This window comes from Pseudonocardia pini (genome assembly GCF_013870575.1).
Lineage (GTDB): Bacteria > Actinomycetota > Actinomycetes > Mycobacteriales > Pseudonocardiaceae > Pseudonocardia > Pseudonocardia pini.
In genome coordinates this window covers 1-15285 of record NZ_JACBXB010000037.1, presented here as the reverse complement: position 1 = coordinate 15285, position 15285 = coordinate 1, and the positions used below count along the sequence as shown (strand labels likewise).

The following is a 15285-nucleotide window of genomic DNA, read 5'->3' as shown; positions in this document are numbered from 1 at the left end:
CGGCTCCGCCTCCGCACCACCGGTCGGCTCCGCCTCCGCACCACCGGTCGGCTCCGCCTCCGCACCACCGGTCGGCTCCGCCTCCGCACCACCGGTCGGCTCCGCCTCCGCACCACCGGTCGGCTCCGCCTCCGCGTTCTTGCCGTCGATCAGGTCCACGAACGGCTCGACGTCCCGGTAGGTCTGCACGTACCGCTCCGGGCTGATCGGCCGGTTGTCCAGGTTGATCCGCTCGGTGGCCCGCTGCAGGTGGGGACTGGTGTAGCGGCCCGTGCGCAGCCCGATCTCGGACAGCAGCGCGTCGACCATCCGGGACACCGACGTCTTGCCGTTCGTGCCCGTGATGTGCACGACGGGGTAGCCCGCCTGCGGGTCCCCCAGCACGTCGACCAGCGCCCGGATCCGGTCCAGCGAGGGCTCCATGACCGTCTCCGGCCAGCGCCGGTCCAGCACCGCCTCGACGGCGAGGAACTCCGCGTACCCCGCGACCGTGGACTGCGCGGGCACGACGTCCGGGGTCTCGCCGCCGCGGATCTGCTCCAGGACGGCGGCGATCACCGCGTCCTCGGCCGACTCGTCGGGCGACCGGATCCCGCCCTCGCCCTCCGGCAGCTCCGCCGGGTGGTCGGGGAACTCGTCGGGGTACTCGCCGCGCGCATCGTCCTCGCCGGGGCCGCTCATGATGCGGGCAGCCCTGCCAGCCGGGCCTCGACCCGCTCGATCTCCGCGAGCGCCGCCGCACGCCGCTCCCGGATGCCCTCGACGACCTTCTCGGGCGCCTTCTCCGTGAACTTCGGGTTGCCGAGCTTCTTGTCCGCCTGCTCCAGCTCCTTCTGCGCGGCCGCGAGGTCGCGGCCCAGCCGCGCACGCTCGGCGGCGACGTCGATCGCCCCGGAGGTGTCCAGCTCGACGTGCACGGTGCCGCCGCTGAGCGCGACCTCGACGGTCGCGGTGGGCGAGAAGGACTCCCCCGCCGCGTCCAGCCGGGTCAGGAACCGCGCCGCGGGCTCGTGTGCGGTGAGCCCCGCCGCGTCGAGCCCCACGAGCCTGGCCTCGACGGACTTGCGGTCCGGCAGGCCCTGCTCGGTGCGGAACCGACGGACCTCGGTGATCAGCTTCTGCGCGGCCTCGACGCGGGCGACCGCCGCGGCGTCGACCGGCAGGCCCGAGTCGGCGTCCGGCCACGCCGCCCGCACGACCGTCTCGCCGCCGGTCAGCGCGGTCCACAGCGCCTCGGTGACGAACGGCGTGATCGGGTGCAGCATCCGCAGCAGGGCGTCGAGGACGTGCCCGAGGACCGCCTTCGTGCCCTCGGCGGTGGCCGGGTCGTCGAACTGGGGCTTGGCCAGCTCGAGGTACCAGTCGCAGAGCTCGTCCCACGTGAAGTGGTAGAGCCCCTCGGTGGCCTTGGCGAACTGGAAGTCCTCCAACAGCGCGTCCGTCTGCTCGCGGACCTCGCGCAGCCTGCCGAGGATCCAGCGGTCCGCGTCCGTGGGGTCCGACGGCAGCGGCAGCGCGGGCGAGGCCCCGTTGGACAGCGCGAACCGGGTGGCGTTCCACAGCTTGGTGGTGAAGTTGCGGGAGCCCGCGACCCACTCGGTGGACAGCGACATGTCCGTGCCCGGGTTGGAGCCGCGCGCGATGGTGAAGCGCAGCGCGTCGGCCCCGTAGGCGTCGATCAGCTCGAGCGGGTCGATGACGTTGCCCTTGGACTTCGACATCTTCTTGCCGTGCTCGTCTCGGATCAGGCCGTGCAGGTACACGTCCTTGAACGGCGTGCGCCCCATCGCGTAGGTCCCGAACATCATCATCCGGACGACCCAGAAGAACAGGATGTCGTAGCCCGTGACCAGCACGGCGTTCGGGTAGTAGCGCCCGAGGTCCGGCGTCTCGTCCGGCCAGCCGAGCGTGGAGAACGGCCAGAGCCCGGAGGAGAACCAGGTGTCGAGGACGTCCTCGTCCTGGCGCCAGCCCTCACCGGTCGGGGCCTCGTCCTCCGGCCCGACGCAGACCATCTCGCCCTCGGGCCCGTACCAGACCGGGATGCGGTGGCCCCACCACAGCTGCCGGGAGATGCACCAGTCGTGCATGTTGTCGACCCAGTCGAAGAACCTCGACGACATCTCCGCCGGGTGGATCGTCGTGTCCCCGCTGCGGACCGCGTCCCCCGACGCCTTCGCGAGCGCGTCGACCTTGACCCACCACTGCAGCGACAGCCGCGGCTCGATGATCACGCCGTTGCGCGAGTCGTGGCCGACCGAGTGCAGGTAGGGGCGCTTCTCGGCGACGATCCGACCCTCGGCGCGCAGCGCCTCGGTGATCGCGGTGCGCGCCTCGAACCGGTCCAGTCCGTCGAACTCCGTGCCCGAGTTCGCGATCATGCCGGACTCGTCCATGATCGTGGGCATCGGCAGGTCGTGGCGCCTGCCCATCTCGAAGTCGTTCGGGTCGTGCGCCGGGGTGATCTTCAGCGCGCCGGTGCCGAACTCCCGGTCGACGTACGGGTCCGCGATGACCGGGATGTCCCGCCCGGTGATCGGCATCCGGATGGTCCGGCCGACGAGGTGGGCGTACCGCTCGTCCTCGGGGTGGACCGCGACGGCGGTGTCCCCCAGCATGGTCTCCACGCGCGTGGTCGCGACGACGACGGCGTCCGCCCCGTCCCCGTACCGGATCGAGACGAGCTCGCCCTCGACCTCCTTGTGGTCGACCTCGATGTCCGAGATCGCGCTCTGGACCGCGGGCGACCAGTTGACCAGGCGCTCGGCGCGGTAGATCAGCCCGTCGTCGAACATCTTCTTGAACACGGTCTGCACGGCGCGGGAGAGCCCCTCGTCCAGCGTGAAACGCTCGCGGGACCAGTCCACCCCGTCGCCCAGGCGGGTCATCTGGCCCAGGATCGCGCCGCCGGACTCGGCCTTCCACTCCCAGACGCGCCGGACGAACTCCTCGCGCCCCAGCTCCCGCCGGGTCGGCCCGCCGGACTCCGCGAGCTGCCGCTCGACGACCGCCTGGGTGGCGATCCCGGCGTGGTCCATGCCGGGGAGCCACAACGCGTCGTACCCCTGCATGCGGCGGCGCCGCGTGAGGATGTCGATCAGCGTGTGGTCCATGGCGTGCCCGAGGTGCAGGCTGCCGGTGACGTTCGGCGGCGGGATGACGATGCAGTACGGCGGCTTGTCCGACCCCGGGTCCGCCTGGAAGTACCCGTTGTCGACCCACCGCTGGTAGAGGCCGCCCTCTACCTCCGCCGGGCTCCACTTGGCAGGGAGATCGGCAGAACGCGGAGGCAGGGTCTCGGTCACGCCGTCAAGTCTACGAGGGCGGCACGACGGGATTCCGCCGCCCCGAGGGCCCTGTGGACAACTCCCGATCAGACGGGCAGGAAGACCGTGTGGAGATGGTCGAACCCCAGGACCGGGGCGAGTGCGCGGGCCCGGATCAGCGCGGGGTCCAGCGACCGCACGCTGCCGCTGGTGGGCTCGTAGACCCGCCACGTCCCGTCGTCGGCGATCCGCAGGGCCAGGGTGTAGTGGCGCGGCACCACCGTCCCGACGAGCAGCGGGACCGGCCGCCGCGCCCCGAGCGCCGCCTCGACCTGTCGGATCGCCAGGTCGACGTCCGCCTCGGAGGCGTCGTCGACGAACCGCAGCCGGTACCGGCCCGCGCCCGGTGCGTTGCGGTGCAGCCAGCGCAGGAAGCCCCACGGGGTGGTGCCCAGGGCCTGCGGCCAGAACAGGTTGGTGGCCTTGTGGATCTCGCGCTGCCGGGCGTCGAAGCGGGCGGCGAACCCCCGCACCATGCCCGCCGCGTCCTGCTCCCGGACCTCCAGCCGGCCCAGCTCCTCCGGGTCGGCCCAGGTCGCGAGGGCGAGCAGGACCGCGGAGCCGCAGGTCGTGGCGTCCACCTGGTCCAGCCGCGCACCCGCGTGGCGCTGCTCGCCGAGCGCCTCGGCGACCAGCGGGCGTCGGTCCCCGGAGAGCGCGGACACCGCCGCCACCGGCACCACGACGGGACGGCTGATGAGCCGTTGCCACGCCCGCCCGAGCGCCGAGACCGTCCGCACGGGTTCACCCTAGAGCGTGAGGGCCCCGACCCGCGGCGACCCGTGGTCCGCGACCATGGCGGGATGCTCACACCGGAGATCGTCGAGTTCCTCAACCACGGCACCCGAACCGGGATGCTGGCGTTCACCGCGGGTGACGGCCGTCCGCTCGCGGCTCCCGTCTGGTTCCTCGTAGAGGACGGCGCGCTCGTCCTCAACACCGGCTCGGGGACGGCCAAGGGCAAGGCCATCGCGCGGGACCCGCGGGTCTGCCTGGTCGTCGACCTCGCCGAGCCGCCGTACGCGTTCGTGCAGGTCCAGGGCGTGGCGGAGACGAGCGAGGACCCCGCCGAGCTGCTGCGCACCGCGACCGCGCTGGGCGGGCGCTACATGGGGGCGGACCGGGCCGAGGAGTTCGGCAGGCGGAACGCGGTGCCCGGCGAGCTCGTCGTCCGGATCAGGCCGACGAAGGTGGTCGCCCAGCTCGACGTCGCCGCCTGACCAGGGGTTGCGAACAGGTGTAACCGTCGGTAACGTTACCGGCGGTTACACCCGTTGCCGTCGACTCGCGAGGGAGCGACCACGATGACCGGCACGACCGCCGTCGAAGGTCACGACGAGATAGCCACGAGGCTGCTGCGCTCCGCCGAGCAGCTGTCCTTCGACCCCGCCACCGAGGTGGACTGGGACACCCCGCTGGACACCGACCTGCACGGGGCCAGCCCCGAGTGGAGCACGCTGTTCGGCACCGCCTACTGGAGCGAGCTCTCCGAGGCGCAGCGACGCGAGCTGACCCGCCAGGAGTCGGCCTCGGTCGCGAGCACCGGCATCTGGTTCGAGATGATCCTGCAGCAGATGATGCTGCGGGACTTCTACGCGAAGGACCCCACCGACCCCGCGTTCCAGTGGGCGCTGACCGAGATCGCGGACGAGTGCCGACACTCGATCATGTTCGCCCGCGGCGCCGCCAAGCTCGGTGCCCCCGCCTACCGGCCCCGCCGCGCGGCGGTCGAGCTCGGCCGCGCGTTCAAGACCCTCGCCCGCGGGGAGGCCGCCTACGCGGCGATCCTCGTGGCCGAGGAGGTCCTGGACGTCATGCAGCGGGACTGGATGCGCGACGAGCGCGTCGTGCCCTTCGTCCGGACGATCACCAACATCCACGTCGTGGAGGAGTCGCGCCACATGCGCTTCGCCCGCGACGAGGTGCTGCGGCGGATGCAGGCCACGGGCACGCTGCGCAGGCACTGGAGCGCTTTCGTGATCGCCGCCGCGGCGTACTTCATCGTGACGAGCATGGTCGGCCCGCAGGCGTATGCGGCCGCGGGCCTGGACGTGGAGCGTGCGGTGCGCGAGGCGGAGGGGAACGAGCACCATCGCGCGATGCTGCGGTCGAGCTGCGCCGGGCTGATGGAGTTCCTCGGCTCAGCCGGGCTGCTGACGAAGGCCGCGCGGTGGGTCTACCGCCGCGCGAACCTCCTCTGACCGGAGCCCGCGCATGCCCTTCGCCATCACCCAGACCTGCTGCACGGACGCCTCCTGCGTCGCGGCCTGCCCGGTCAACTGCATCCACCCGGCTCCCGGCGAGCCGGACTTCGGCACCACGGACATGCTCTACGTCGACCCCCGGACCTGCATCGACTGCGGTGCCTGCGCCGACGCGTGCCCGGTCGACGCGGTCTTCCCGGCCGAGACGCTGAGCGGCCCGTACCCGGAGATCAACGCGGCCTACTACGCGGACAAGCCGACGGCCCCGGTCTCGGGCCCGACGTTCCACGAGTGGGGCCCGCCCGCGTTCGACCGGGTGCTGCCCGCCGACTTCCCCGTGCTCGACGTGGCCGTGGTCGGCACCGGCCCCGCCGGCATGTACGCGGTCCAGGACCTGTTGCTGCACACCACGGCGCGGGTGACCGTGTACGACCGGCTCACCGAGCCCGGTGGGCTGGTCCGGTTCGGCGTCGCGCCCGACCACCCGTCGACCAAGCGGATCGCCGAGACGTTCGCGCGCCACCACGGGCACGAGCGGGTCCGGATGCGGCTGGGCGTCGAGGTCGGCCGGGACGTGACGGTCGCCGAGCTGGGCGAGCGGCACGACGCCGTGGTCTACGCGGTCGGTGCGTCGGAGTCCCGGTCGCTCGGGATCCCCGGCGAGGAGTCCTCCGTGCCCGCCACGACCGTCGTCGGCTGGTACAACGGCCATCCCGACGTGCGGGTGGACGCGGTCGACACGTCGGCCTCGCGGGTCGTGGTGGTCGGGACCGGGAACGTCGCGCTCGACGTGGCGCGCATCCTCACCGCGGACCCGGCCGATCTCGTGGACACCCCGATCGCCCGCCCCGCCCTGGAACGGCTGCGCACCGGCTCGGTGCGCGAGGTCGTGCTGCTCGCCCGGCGAGGCCCGGACTCGGCCGCGTACACGCGTCCGGAGCTGCTGGCGGTCCGCTCGGGCCTGGTGGTCGACGACGGGGACGGCCGCGTCGATGGCCTCCGACTCGCACGCGGCGCTGCTGCAGGGGGTCCGACGCGAGCGGGTCGACTGGTCCGCGCCGGTCGGCCCCGACCGCCGGATCGTGCTGCGCTTCCACTCCGCGCCCGTGGCGGTCACCGAGAGGTCGGTGCGGACGGCCGACGCCGAGATCCCGGCGGGCCTCGTCGTGCGGGCGATCGGGCACGTCGGCACGCCGATCCCGGGACTGCCGTTCGACTCCGGGATCGTGCCGAACGAGAAGGGTCGCGTCGCCCCGGGCACCTACGTGGTGGGGTGGATCAAGCGCGGTTCCACCGGTGGGATCGGCGTGAACCGCACGGACGCCGCCGAGACGGTCGGCGCCCTGATCGAGGACGCCGCCGCGGGCCGCCTCACCCCGCGTCCCCGCCGTCGCACCCTCCTGCGCCGCTGAGACCCCGACAGCCGCACGGTCCGGTCGCTTCCAAGATCGCACGTTTCGTGCTGTCAGCGCTGCATGATCGCGATCTGCGTGCTCTCAGCGCGGTGTCGACGACGCTGAGAGCACGCAACCGCTGATCATCACCCGCGCTGCGACTGGTCGTTCGAGGTCACGCCGCGCTCGGTGTCGGCGTCCCAGCCCTTCGCGAGGGCCGAGATCTTCTGGGAGAAGTCGGCGGCGGCGACCTGCGGGTCGTCCGCGCGACCGGCCGCGACCCCGATCAGGAACGCCGTCACCGGGGCCGCCGGACGGCTCACCCCGTGCGCGACGTCCGACGTCAGGTCGAGCACCGCGTCGACGCTCTTGTCGCTGTCCACCTGTCCCTCGAGCCCGAGCTCGCGGGACACGGCGGTGATCCACTCGGACATGGCCTTCGCGTCGTCACTCATGGCGGGAAGATACCCACTCTCAGCCGAACAACGCCGGAATCTTGATCACCAGCTGCCAGAGGCCGTACAGGAACGGCAACCCCACCCACAGCCAGGCCACGACGACGAGCGCGAGGGGTGCCTTCCCCTGCTGGGTCTGGTCGCTCATGCCCGTGCCTCCGTGGTCCGCGTCGTGTTCGTAGCCGGTTCGTGCCACTTGTCCGCCACCGGTCTGACCAGCTCGTTCGCCACGAAGCCGATCACCAGCAGCACGATCATCACCAGGAAGGCCGGGGTGTACTTCGAGGGCCCGGCGACGTCCGCCCGGGCGTCCGCGATGGCGTTGACGATGATCGGGCCGAGCACCCCGGCCGTGGACCACGCGGTGAGCAGCCTGCCGTGGATCGCGCCGACCTGGTAGGTGCCGAAGAGGTCGCGCAGGTAGGCCGGGATGGTCGCGAACCCGGCGCCGTAAAAGGAGAGGATCAGGGTCGAGCAGAGCAGGAAGACGGCCTTGTTGGTCTCCCCGATGAACGTCAGACCCAGGTAGAGGAGGGCTCCGACGCCGAGGTAGATCCGGTAGATGTTCTTGCGGCCGATCACGTCGGACAGCGAGGACCACACGAACCGGCCGAGCATGTTCGCCAGGGACAGGATCGACACGAACGCCACCGCCGCGGCGGTCAGGGTCTCCGCGGGCGAGGAGTCGCGGAAGAAGTCCTGGTAGATCGGGTTGGCCTTCTCCAGGATCCCGATACCGGCGGTGACGTTGAAGCACAGCACGACCCACAGCAGCCAGAACTGCGGTGTCTTGATCGCGTTCGCCGCGGACACGCTCGCCGAGGAGACCATCGCCCTGGTCTTCTGCACGGCCGGGTCCCAGCCCGCGGGCTTCCAGCCGTCGGCGGGGACGCGGATCAGCATCCAGCCCATCGTCATGAACACCGCGTAGACGACGCCGTGGATGAGGAAGGCGAGCGCGATGCCGTTCGGGTCGGGGTCGTCCCCGCTCGCCCCGAACGCCGTCAGCATCGACGACGTCCAGGGGTTGGCGATCAGCGCGCCACCGCCGAAACCCATGATCGCGATGCCGGTGGAGAGGCCCGGGCGGTCCGGGAACCACTTGATGAGCGTGGACACCGGCGAGATGTAGCCGATGCCCAACCCGATTCCGCCGATGCCGCCGTAGCCCACCACGACCAGCCAGTACTGGCCCAGCCAGATGCCGAGCGCGGAGACGAGGAACCCGGTGACGAAGCAGGCCGAGGACACCGCCATCGCCCAACGCGGACCGTTCGAGTCGACCTTCGTACCGAACACGGCGGCCGAGATGCCCAGCATCACGATGCCGAGGGTGAACGGCAGCGCACTGGCCACGCCACCGATGTCCATCCCCTTCTCCAACGCGCCCTTGAACGCGCTCCAGGCGTAGACCTGTCCGATCGCGAGGTGGATCGACAGCGCGGCCGGAGGCACGAGCCAGCGGCTCCACCCCGGCGGCGCGACGATCCGCTCCCTGGACAGGAACCCTGACGCTCCCGACATGCCACACCTCCGGCGACGATCCGGGCGCACCGTAAGCCGCACTCCGTGCGTCGGCAATTTGTGGCACGCCCCACTGCACGCCCGTATACCCACCTCACCGACGCCCACCCCCGAAGAGCCCCACCGTTCCGCGAGCAGGCCCCCCGACCCCGCGAGTCCCCCACTCCCGACGCGCGAGTCGGACATTGCCGCGCGCGAGTCCCCCACTTCCGACGCGCGAGTCGGACATTGCCGCGCGCAAGTCCCCCACTTCCGACGCGCGAGTCGGACACCACCGCCGCGCGGGTCGGACGCGCCCGCCACGCGGGCCCTCCGCTCCCGACGCGCGAGTCGGCCTCTCGACCTGCGCGAGTCGCCCTCATGAGCAGCGCCAGTCGGTCTCCTCAGGCCTGACGAGTCGGGTTCTCCGGGTCCCCAGGTTCCGGTATGGTGGAGTGACGGGGTGAGTGCTCCGCTGACCGGTATCCGCGTGGTGTCCTTCGACCACGCCGTCTCCGTCCCCTACGCCGGGCGGCTGCTCGCCGATCTCGGCGCCGACGTCGTCAAGGTCGAGAGGCCGGGCGGGGGCGACTTCGCCAGAGGCTACGACGCCGCCTGCGGCGAGGTCTCGTCGTACTTCGCGTGGATCAACCGCGGTAAGCGGTCGGTGGTGCTGGACCTCAAGTCGGCCGAGGGGCTGGAGGCGGCGCACAAGCTCGTCGACACCGCCGACGTGATGCTGGCGAACCTCGCCCCCGGTGCGACCGCCCGGCTCGGCCTGGACGGCGACGCCCTGCGCGGACGCCGGCCGGAGCTGATCACCTGCGAGCTCACGGGGTACGGCGAGGGTGGGCCGTCGGCGGGCCGCAAGGCCTACGACGCGCTGATCCAGTCCGAGACAGGGCTGCTGGAGATCACCGGTGACGGTCCCGTGACGGCACGGACCGGTATCTCGACGGCCGACATCGCCGCAGGGGTGCAGGTGCACGCCGCCGTGCTGGCCGCGTTGTTCCACCGCGAGCGCACCGGCGAGGGGGCGACCCTGAAGCTCACGCTGCTGGAGGCACTCGCGGAGTGGATGCACCAGCCGATGCTGTACACGCTCGGCACCGGCCGGACACCCGCCCGCAGCGGCGGGCACCACGCGTCGATCGCCCCCTACGGGCCGTTCGCCTGCGCCGACGGCGCGGTACACCTCGCCGTCCAGAACCAGCGGGAGTGGCTGCGGCTCTGCACGACGGTGCTCGACGACGAGACCATCGCCGTGGACGAGCGGTTCGCCACCATCCCCGCCCGGCTCGAGCACCGCGAGGAGCTCCACTCGCTGCTGCACGAGGTCTTCGCCTCGCTCACCCAGGACCGGCTCGGCGCGCTGCTCGACGAGGCGGACATCGCCTGGTCCGTGGTCGGGCGGGTGGGGGAGCTGCCGCAGCATCCCCAGCTCGTCGCGCGGGAGCGGTTCGTGCCGGTCGCGGTGCCGGGCGGGACGACGGTCCCGATGGCGGTGCCGCCCGTCGACTCCTCCGCCTGGCCGCCCCCACCCGACGCGGCCGTCCCCGCCCTCGGCGCGAACACGCGCGAGGTACTGGAGGAGCTGGGCTACTCCCCTGCAGAAATCGCCACCCTCACCGGCTGAGCGACTCCCGCACCTGCAGAGGACGACCGGCGCGACCTCAGAGGGCGACTCGCGCACCTCTGGGTGCGACTCGCGCGTCGGAACTCGGACTCGTGGGCCTCGTGTCCGACACGCGCGTCGAAAGTGGGGGACTCGCGGGACGGGACGCACGAACGGCACTCTCGCTCACTAGGTATGAGCGAGAGTGCCGTTCGTGTCAGGGCTCAGGCGGAGCGTTCGCCGCGCTCTCGGCGCTGCGGGCGGCGGGGGACGATGGTCGGGTTCACGTTCTCCCGCACCGTCTCGCCCGTCACGACCACGCGGGCGACGTCGTCCCGGCTCGGGATGTCGTACATGACCGGGAGGAGCACCTCCTCCATGATCGCGCGCAGACCACGGGCCCCGGTGCCGCGGAGGATCGCCTGGTCGGCGACGGCCTCCATCGCGTCGTCGGTGAACTCGAGCTCCACGCCGTCCATCTCGAAGAGCTTGCGGTACTGCTTGACCAGCGCGTTCCGCGGCTCGGTGAGGATCTTCACCAGCGCGTCCTTGTCCAGCGACGTCACCGAGGCGACGACGGGGAGGCGGCCGATGAACTCGGGGATCAGCCCGAACTTGATCAGGTCCTCGGGCATGGTGTCGCCGAACGACTCCGCGCCGTCGAGCTCCTTGTTCGAGCGGATCTCCGCGCCGAAACCCAGCCCGCGACGGCCGACCCGGTCCGAGATGATCTTCTCGAGACCCGCGAACGCACCCGCCACGATGAACAACACGTTGGTGGTGTCGATCTGGATGAACTCCTGGTGCGGGTGCTTGCGCCCACCCTGCGGCGGCACCGACGCGGTGGTGCCCTCCAGGATCTTCAGCAGCGCCTGCTGCACGCCCTCACCGGAGACGTCCCGCGTGATCGACGGGTTCTCCGACTTGCGGGCGATCTTGTCGACCTCGTCGATGTAGATGATGCCGGTCTCGGCGCGCTTCACGTCGTAGTCCGCGGCCTGGATCAGCTTCAGCAGGATGTTCTCGACGTCCTCGCCGACGTACCCGGCCTCGGTCAGCGCAGTGGCGTCCGCGATCGCGAACGGCACGTTCAGCAGCTTGGCGAGGGTCTGCGCGAGGTAGGTCTTGCCGCACCCGGTGGGCCCGAGCATCAGGATGTTGGACTTGGCCAGCTCGATGCCGTCCCCGTCCCCCCGGCTCCGGTCGCCCGCCTGGATGCGCTTGTAGTGGTTGTAGACGGCCACCGACAGCGTGCGCTTGGTCGCGCTCTGCCCCACGACGTACTGGTCGAGGAACTCGTGGATCTCGGCGGGCTTGGGCAGCTCGTCGAGCTTCACGTCGCCGGTCTCGGCGAGCTCCTCCTCGATGATCTCGTTGCAGAGATCGATGCACTCGTCGCAGATGTAGACGCCGGGGCCGGCGATGAGCTTCTTGACCTGCTTCTGGCTCTTCCCGCAGAAAGAACACTTGAGCAGGTCACCGCCGTCACCGATGCGTGCCATGAGTGCAGCCCCAGTCCCATCCGGTGTGGCCTGGTCGGCCACGCCCACGTCGTCACAGACGGTACCTGTCGGAGCCCGCCCCTGCGAAGGATCGAAGGTCCTTCGCGAGGAGCGGGTCGGCAGACGGTCGTTATCGGTGCGTCCTGCAAGGAGCGGCCACCGGGGCCCGAGGGCCCCGGCGACCACCGGAGAAGATCAGCCGACCGCGGAGAGCTTCCGGCTCTGGATGATCTCGTCGACGATCCCGTAGTCCTTGGCCTCGGTGGCCGTGAGGATCCGGTCCCGCTCGATGTCGTCGTGCACCTGCTGCGCGGTACGCCCGGTGTGGTGCGCGAGGGTCCCCTCGAGCAGCGCACGCATCCGGGTGATCTCCGCGGCCTGGATCTCCAGGTCCGACACCTGGCCGTAGAAGCCCTCGGTGGCAGGCTGGTGGATCAGGATCCGCGCGTTCTGCACCGCGAGTCGACGGCCGGGGGTGCCCGCCGCGAGCAGCACGGCCGCGGCCGACGCCGCCTGCCCGAGGCAGACGGTCTGGATGTCGGGGCGGATGAACTGCATGGTGTCGTAGATCGCCATCAGCGAGGTGAACGACCCGCCGGGCGAGTTGATGTACATCGAGATCTCGCGGTCGGGGTCCGCGGACTCGAGGCACAGCAGCTGCGCCATGACGTCGTTCGCCGAGGCGTCGTCGATCTGCACCCCGAGGAAGATGATGCGCTCCTCGAAGAGCTTGTTGTACGGGTTCGACTCCTTGACCCCGTAGCTCGTGCGCTCCACGAAGGAGGGCAGCACGTACCGCGACTGCGGCATCTGGAAACCGCTCACGACGACACGCCTCCGTTCGTGGCCGAGTCCGGGACCTGCGCGGCCCGGGAGATCACCTGGTCGACGAAGCCGTATTCGAGGGCCTCCTGCGCGGAGAACCAGCGGTCACGGTCGAAGTCCTGGGTGATCTTCTCGACGGTCTGGCCGGTGTGCCCGGCGATCAGCTCCGCCATCTCCCGCTTGTGACGGCGGAACAGCTCCGCCTGGATCCGGATGTCCGACTCCGAACCGCCGACGCCCGCCGACGGCTGGTGCATCAGGATCTGGCAGTGCGGCAGCGCGTACCGCTTGCCCGGGGTGCCCGCCGAGAGGAGGAACTGCCCCATCGAGGCGGCCAGGCCCATCGCGTAGGTGGCCACGTCGCACGGGATGAACTCCATCGTGTCGAAGATGGCCATCCCCGCGGTGACCGAGCCACCCGGCGAGTTGATGTACAGCGCGATGTCCGCCTCGGGGTCCTCCGCGGAGAGGAGCAGCATCTGCGCGGCGATCCGGTTGGCGATGTCGTCGTCGACCTGCTGGCCGAGTACCACGATCCGCTGCTGCAGCAGCCGCTCGAAGACCGAGTCGGACAGCGTCATGCTCGACGGTGCGGAACGCATCTGCAGCGACCGCTCCTGCACCAGACGGTCCGCGGTGGACCGCGGGCCGGTGTCCTGCTGACTCACTTCACCCTGCCTTCTGCTGACTGATCGGGGTTCGCTTCCCATGGAGCCACCGGACCGGCTCGCGGTCCGGGGCCACGTTCGCTGTTCTCCGGCCGACCCTACGCGGACGCGGGGCCGGACGTACCGCTCCGGAGCGCGTGTTCGCCGACAGCGCAGCGACCACTCGTCCGTGCAGGTCAGGACGGTGGGATCAGGACTTCGCCGCGGCGGGCTCGGTCTCGGTCCCGGTCTCGGCGGCCTCCGCCACCTCGGTGTCCTCGGCCTCGCCGGCGGGCACCTCGAGCACCTCGGGCTCCGCGTCCTCCGCGGCGTCGTCTCCGATGAGGTCGGAGAGGTCGACGGCCGCACCGGAGGCATCGGTGACCGTGGCCTCGCGCACCGCCAGGATCAGCGCCTTGCTGCGCCGCACGTCCTGGTAGATCGCGCCGAGCTGGTTCGCCTGCTGGATCCGCTGGACGAACTCCTCCGGCTGCATGCCGTACTGCTGGGCCTGGTAGACGATGCGCTCGGTGAGCTCCTGGTCGTTGACCTGGACCTCCTCGGCGTCCGCCAGGGCGTCGAGCACCAGACGGGTCTTGACCGACTTCTCGGCCTCCTCCTTCGTCTCGGTGTCGAACTCCTCGCGGGTCTTGCCCTGCGTCTCGAGGTACTCGTTGAACTGCTCGTCGCTGTGGTCGAAGGCGTGCACCGCGTCGTGGTGGCGGGACTCCACCTCGGCCTCGACGATCAACTCGGGCAGCGGGACCTCGACGGCCTCGACGATCTCGTCGAGCACCTTGTCGCGGGCCTGGCTGACCTGCTCCATCCGGCGGACCCGCCCGAGCCGCTCGCGCAGGTCGCCGACGAGCTCGTCGAGCGTGTCGAACTCCGAGGCGAGCTGGGCGAACTCGTCGTCAGCCTCGGGGAGCCGGCGCTCCTTGACGGCGGTGACCTTCACGGTCACCTCCGCGTCCTTGTCCGCGTGGTCGCCCGCGACGAGCTTCGAGGTGAAGGTCTTCTCCTCGCCCGCGGACAGGCCGGTGATCGCCTCGTCGATGCCCTCGATCAGACCGCCCTGACCCACCTGGTACGAGAACCCGGTGGTCTGGGCCTCCTCGACCTCCTCGCCGTCGACCGTGGCGGACAGGTCGATCTGGACGAAGTCGTCCTCGGCCGCGGCACGCTCGACGCCGGTCAGCGTGCCGAACCGGGCGCGCAGCTGGTCGAGCTGCTCGGTGACCTGCTCCTCGGTGACCTCGACGTCGTCCACCGTCACGGTGATGCCGTCGAGCGCGGGCAGGGTGATCTGCGGCCGGACGTCCACCTCGGCGGTGAAGGCGACCTTGTCGCCATCCGCGAGCTCGGTGACCTCGATGTTCGGCTGGCCGATCGGCTTGACGTCCTCGGCGGCGGCGACGGCCTCGCTGTACTTCGCCGGGACCGCGCTGTTCAGCACCTCGTCCAGCACGACGCCGCGGCCGAGCCGCGCGTCGAGGATCCGGGCCGGGGCCTTGCCCTTGCGGAAACCGGGGATGCTGACCTGCTGCGCGATGCGCTTGTACGCGCGGTCGAAGTCGGGCTTGAGCTCGTCGAACGGCACCTCGACTGTGAGCTTGACGCGTGTCGGGCCGATGTGCTCGACGGTGCTCTTCACGGTGGGACTCCTCGGACTGCTGCTTCGCTTGTCGTGGCCCGCTCGGACCGGGGCCAGGTCGCTCTCGCTGCGCTCACGGCTCCGCCCACGAAAGGGTGCGCCGGGCGCGTGTCCGGGCGAGTCTAGGCGAGAGGCGACGACGGCGTTAACGGCATGCGTC

General features: G+C 71.0%; 12 protein-coding genes and 2 pseudogenes. 4 read left to right on the top strand and 10 right to left on the bottom strand.

All coding sequences use genetic code 11. The features are described from left to right. From H5J29_RS04500 to H5J29_RS04490, 3 genes and pseudogenes are all read right to left on the bottom strand, one after another. Positions 1-681: pseudogene (locus H5J29_RS04500) on the bottom strand (hypothetical protein); the annotation flags it as partial. Beyond that, on the bottom strand, positions 678-3305 hold the full coding sequence (locus H5J29_RS04495; RefSeq protein WP_181779623.1) for a valine--tRNA ligase: 2628 nt from the start codon (positions 3303-3305) through the stop codon (positions 678-680). The pseudogene H5J29_RS04500 and the gene H5J29_RS04495, both read right to left, overlap by 4 nt. A 68-nt stretch (positions 3306-3373) precedes the next feature. Further along, complete coding sequence (locus H5J29_RS04490) at positions 3374-4066, bottom strand: hypothetical protein (protein WP_181779622.1); 693 nt, start codon at positions 4064-4066, stop codon at positions 3374-3376. Between the two features lie 63 nt (positions 4067-4129). Here H5J29_RS04490 and H5J29_RS04485 point away from each other — a divergent pair, with 63 nt between their 5' ends. From H5J29_RS04485 to H5J29_RS04475, 3 genes and pseudogenes are all read left to right on the top strand, one after another. After that, entirely contained in the window at positions 4130-4546 is a 417-nt protein-coding gene (locus H5J29_RS04485) for a PPOX class F420-dependent oxidoreductase (protein ID WP_181779621.1), read from the top strand. An 84-nt stretch (positions 4547-4630) separates the two neighbouring features. Further along, positions 4631-5527, top strand: a complete 897-nt coding sequence (locus H5J29_RS04480; protein WP_181779620.1) for an AurF N-oxygenase family protein — start codon at positions 4631-4633, stop codon at positions 5525-5527. Between the two features lie 13 nt (positions 5528-5540). Then, positions 5541-6942: pseudogene (locus tag H5J29_RS04475) on the top strand (FAD-dependent oxidoreductase). A gap of 128 nt (positions 6943-7070) precedes the next feature. Here H5J29_RS04475 and H5J29_RS04470 read toward each other — a convergent pair. The 3 genes from H5J29_RS04470 to H5J29_RS04465 are packed head-to-tail and all read right to left on the bottom strand — an operon-like array spanning position 7071 to position 8903. Continuing rightward, a complete protein-coding gene (locus H5J29_RS04470) occupies positions 7071-7379 on the bottom strand; it encodes a DUF6457 domain-containing protein (protein ID WP_181779619.1) in 309 nt (102 codons plus the stop codon). Positions 7380-7398: 19 nt separating this feature from the next. Beyond that, the gene (locus tag H5J29_RS35775; protein WP_281375846.1) at positions 7399-7527 is read right to left on the bottom strand and encodes an MFS transporter small subunit; all 129 of its coding nucleotides are present in this window, start codon (positions 7525-7527) and stop codon (positions 7399-7401) included. Next, on the bottom strand, positions 7524-8903 hold the full coding sequence (locus H5J29_RS04465) for an OFA family MFS transporter (RefSeq protein ID WP_181779618.1): 1380 nt from the start codon (positions 8901-8903) through the stop codon (positions 7524-7526). The genes H5J29_RS35775 and H5J29_RS04465 overlap by 4 nt, the downstream gene beginning before the upstream one ends. Positions 8904-9345: 442 nt before the next feature. Here H5J29_RS04465 and H5J29_RS04460 point away from each other — a divergent pair, with 442 nt between their 5' ends. After that, positions 9346-10518, top strand: coding sequence for a CaiB/BaiF CoA transferase family protein (locus H5J29_RS04460; RefSeq protein ID WP_181779617.1), 1173 nt, complete (start codon positions 9346-9348; stop codon positions 10516-10518). Between the two features lie 203 nt (positions 10519-10721). Here H5J29_RS04460 and clpX read toward each other — a convergent pair whose 3' ends face one another. From clpX to tig, 4 genes are all read right to left on the bottom strand, one after another. Continuing rightward, positions 10722-11999, bottom strand: a complete 1278-nt coding sequence (gene clpX, locus H5J29_RS04455; RefSeq protein WP_181779616.1) for an ATP-dependent Clp protease ATP-binding subunit ClpX — start codon at positions 11997-11999, stop codon at positions 10722-10724. 195 nt (positions 12000-12194) lie between these two features. Next, entirely contained in the window at positions 12195-12824 is a 630-nt protein-coding gene (locus tag H5J29_RS04450) for an ATP-dependent Clp protease proteolytic subunit (RefSeq protein WP_312858053.1), read from the bottom strand. Beyond that, entirely contained in the window at positions 12821-13426 is a 606-nt protein-coding gene (locus tag H5J29_RS04445; RefSeq protein ID WP_181779624.1) for a ClpP family protease, read from the bottom strand. Before H5J29_RS04445 ends, H5J29_RS04450 begins: the two co-directional genes overlap by 4 nt. A 256-nt stretch (positions 13427-13682) precedes the next feature. Continuing rightward, on the bottom strand, positions 13683-15125 hold the full coding sequence (gene tig, locus H5J29_RS04440; protein ID WP_181779615.1) for a trigger factor: 1443 nt from the start codon (positions 15123-15125) through the stop codon (positions 13683-13685). Between the last annotated feature and the right edge of the window lie 160 nt (positions 15126-15285).

What these genes read in the sequence shown, in the direction of transcription:
- H5J29_RS04485 (WP_181779621.1), top strand. Translation starts at nt 4,130, where the DNA reads ATGCTCACACCGGAGATCGTCGAGTTCCTCAACCACGGCACCCGAACC.
- H5J29_RS04480 (WP_181779620.1), top strand. Translation starts at nt 4,631, where the DNA reads ATGACCGGCACGACCGCCGTCGAAGGTCACGACGAGATAGCCACGAGG.
- H5J29_RS04470 (WP_181779619.1), bottom strand. Translation starts at nt 7,379, where the DNA reads ATGAGTGACGACGCGAAGGCCATGTCCGAGTGGATCACCGCCGTGTCC.
- H5J29_RS35775 (WP_281375846.1), bottom strand. Translation starts at nt 7,527, where the DNA reads ATGAGCGACCAGACCCAGCAGGGGAAGGCACCCCTCGCGCTCGTCGTC.
- H5J29_RS04465 (WP_181779618.1), bottom strand. Translation starts at nt 8,903, where the DNA reads ATGTCGGGAGCGTCAGGGTTCCTGTCCAGGGAGCGGATCGTCGCGCCG.
- clpX (WP_181779616.1), bottom strand. Translation starts at nt 11,999, where the DNA reads ATGGCACGCATCGGTGACGGCGGTGACCTGCTCAAGTGTTCTTTCTGC.
- H5J29_RS04445 (WP_181779624.1), bottom strand. Translation starts at nt 13,426, where the DNA reads ATGCGTTCCGCACCGTCGAGCATGACGCTGTCCGACTCGGTCTTCGAG.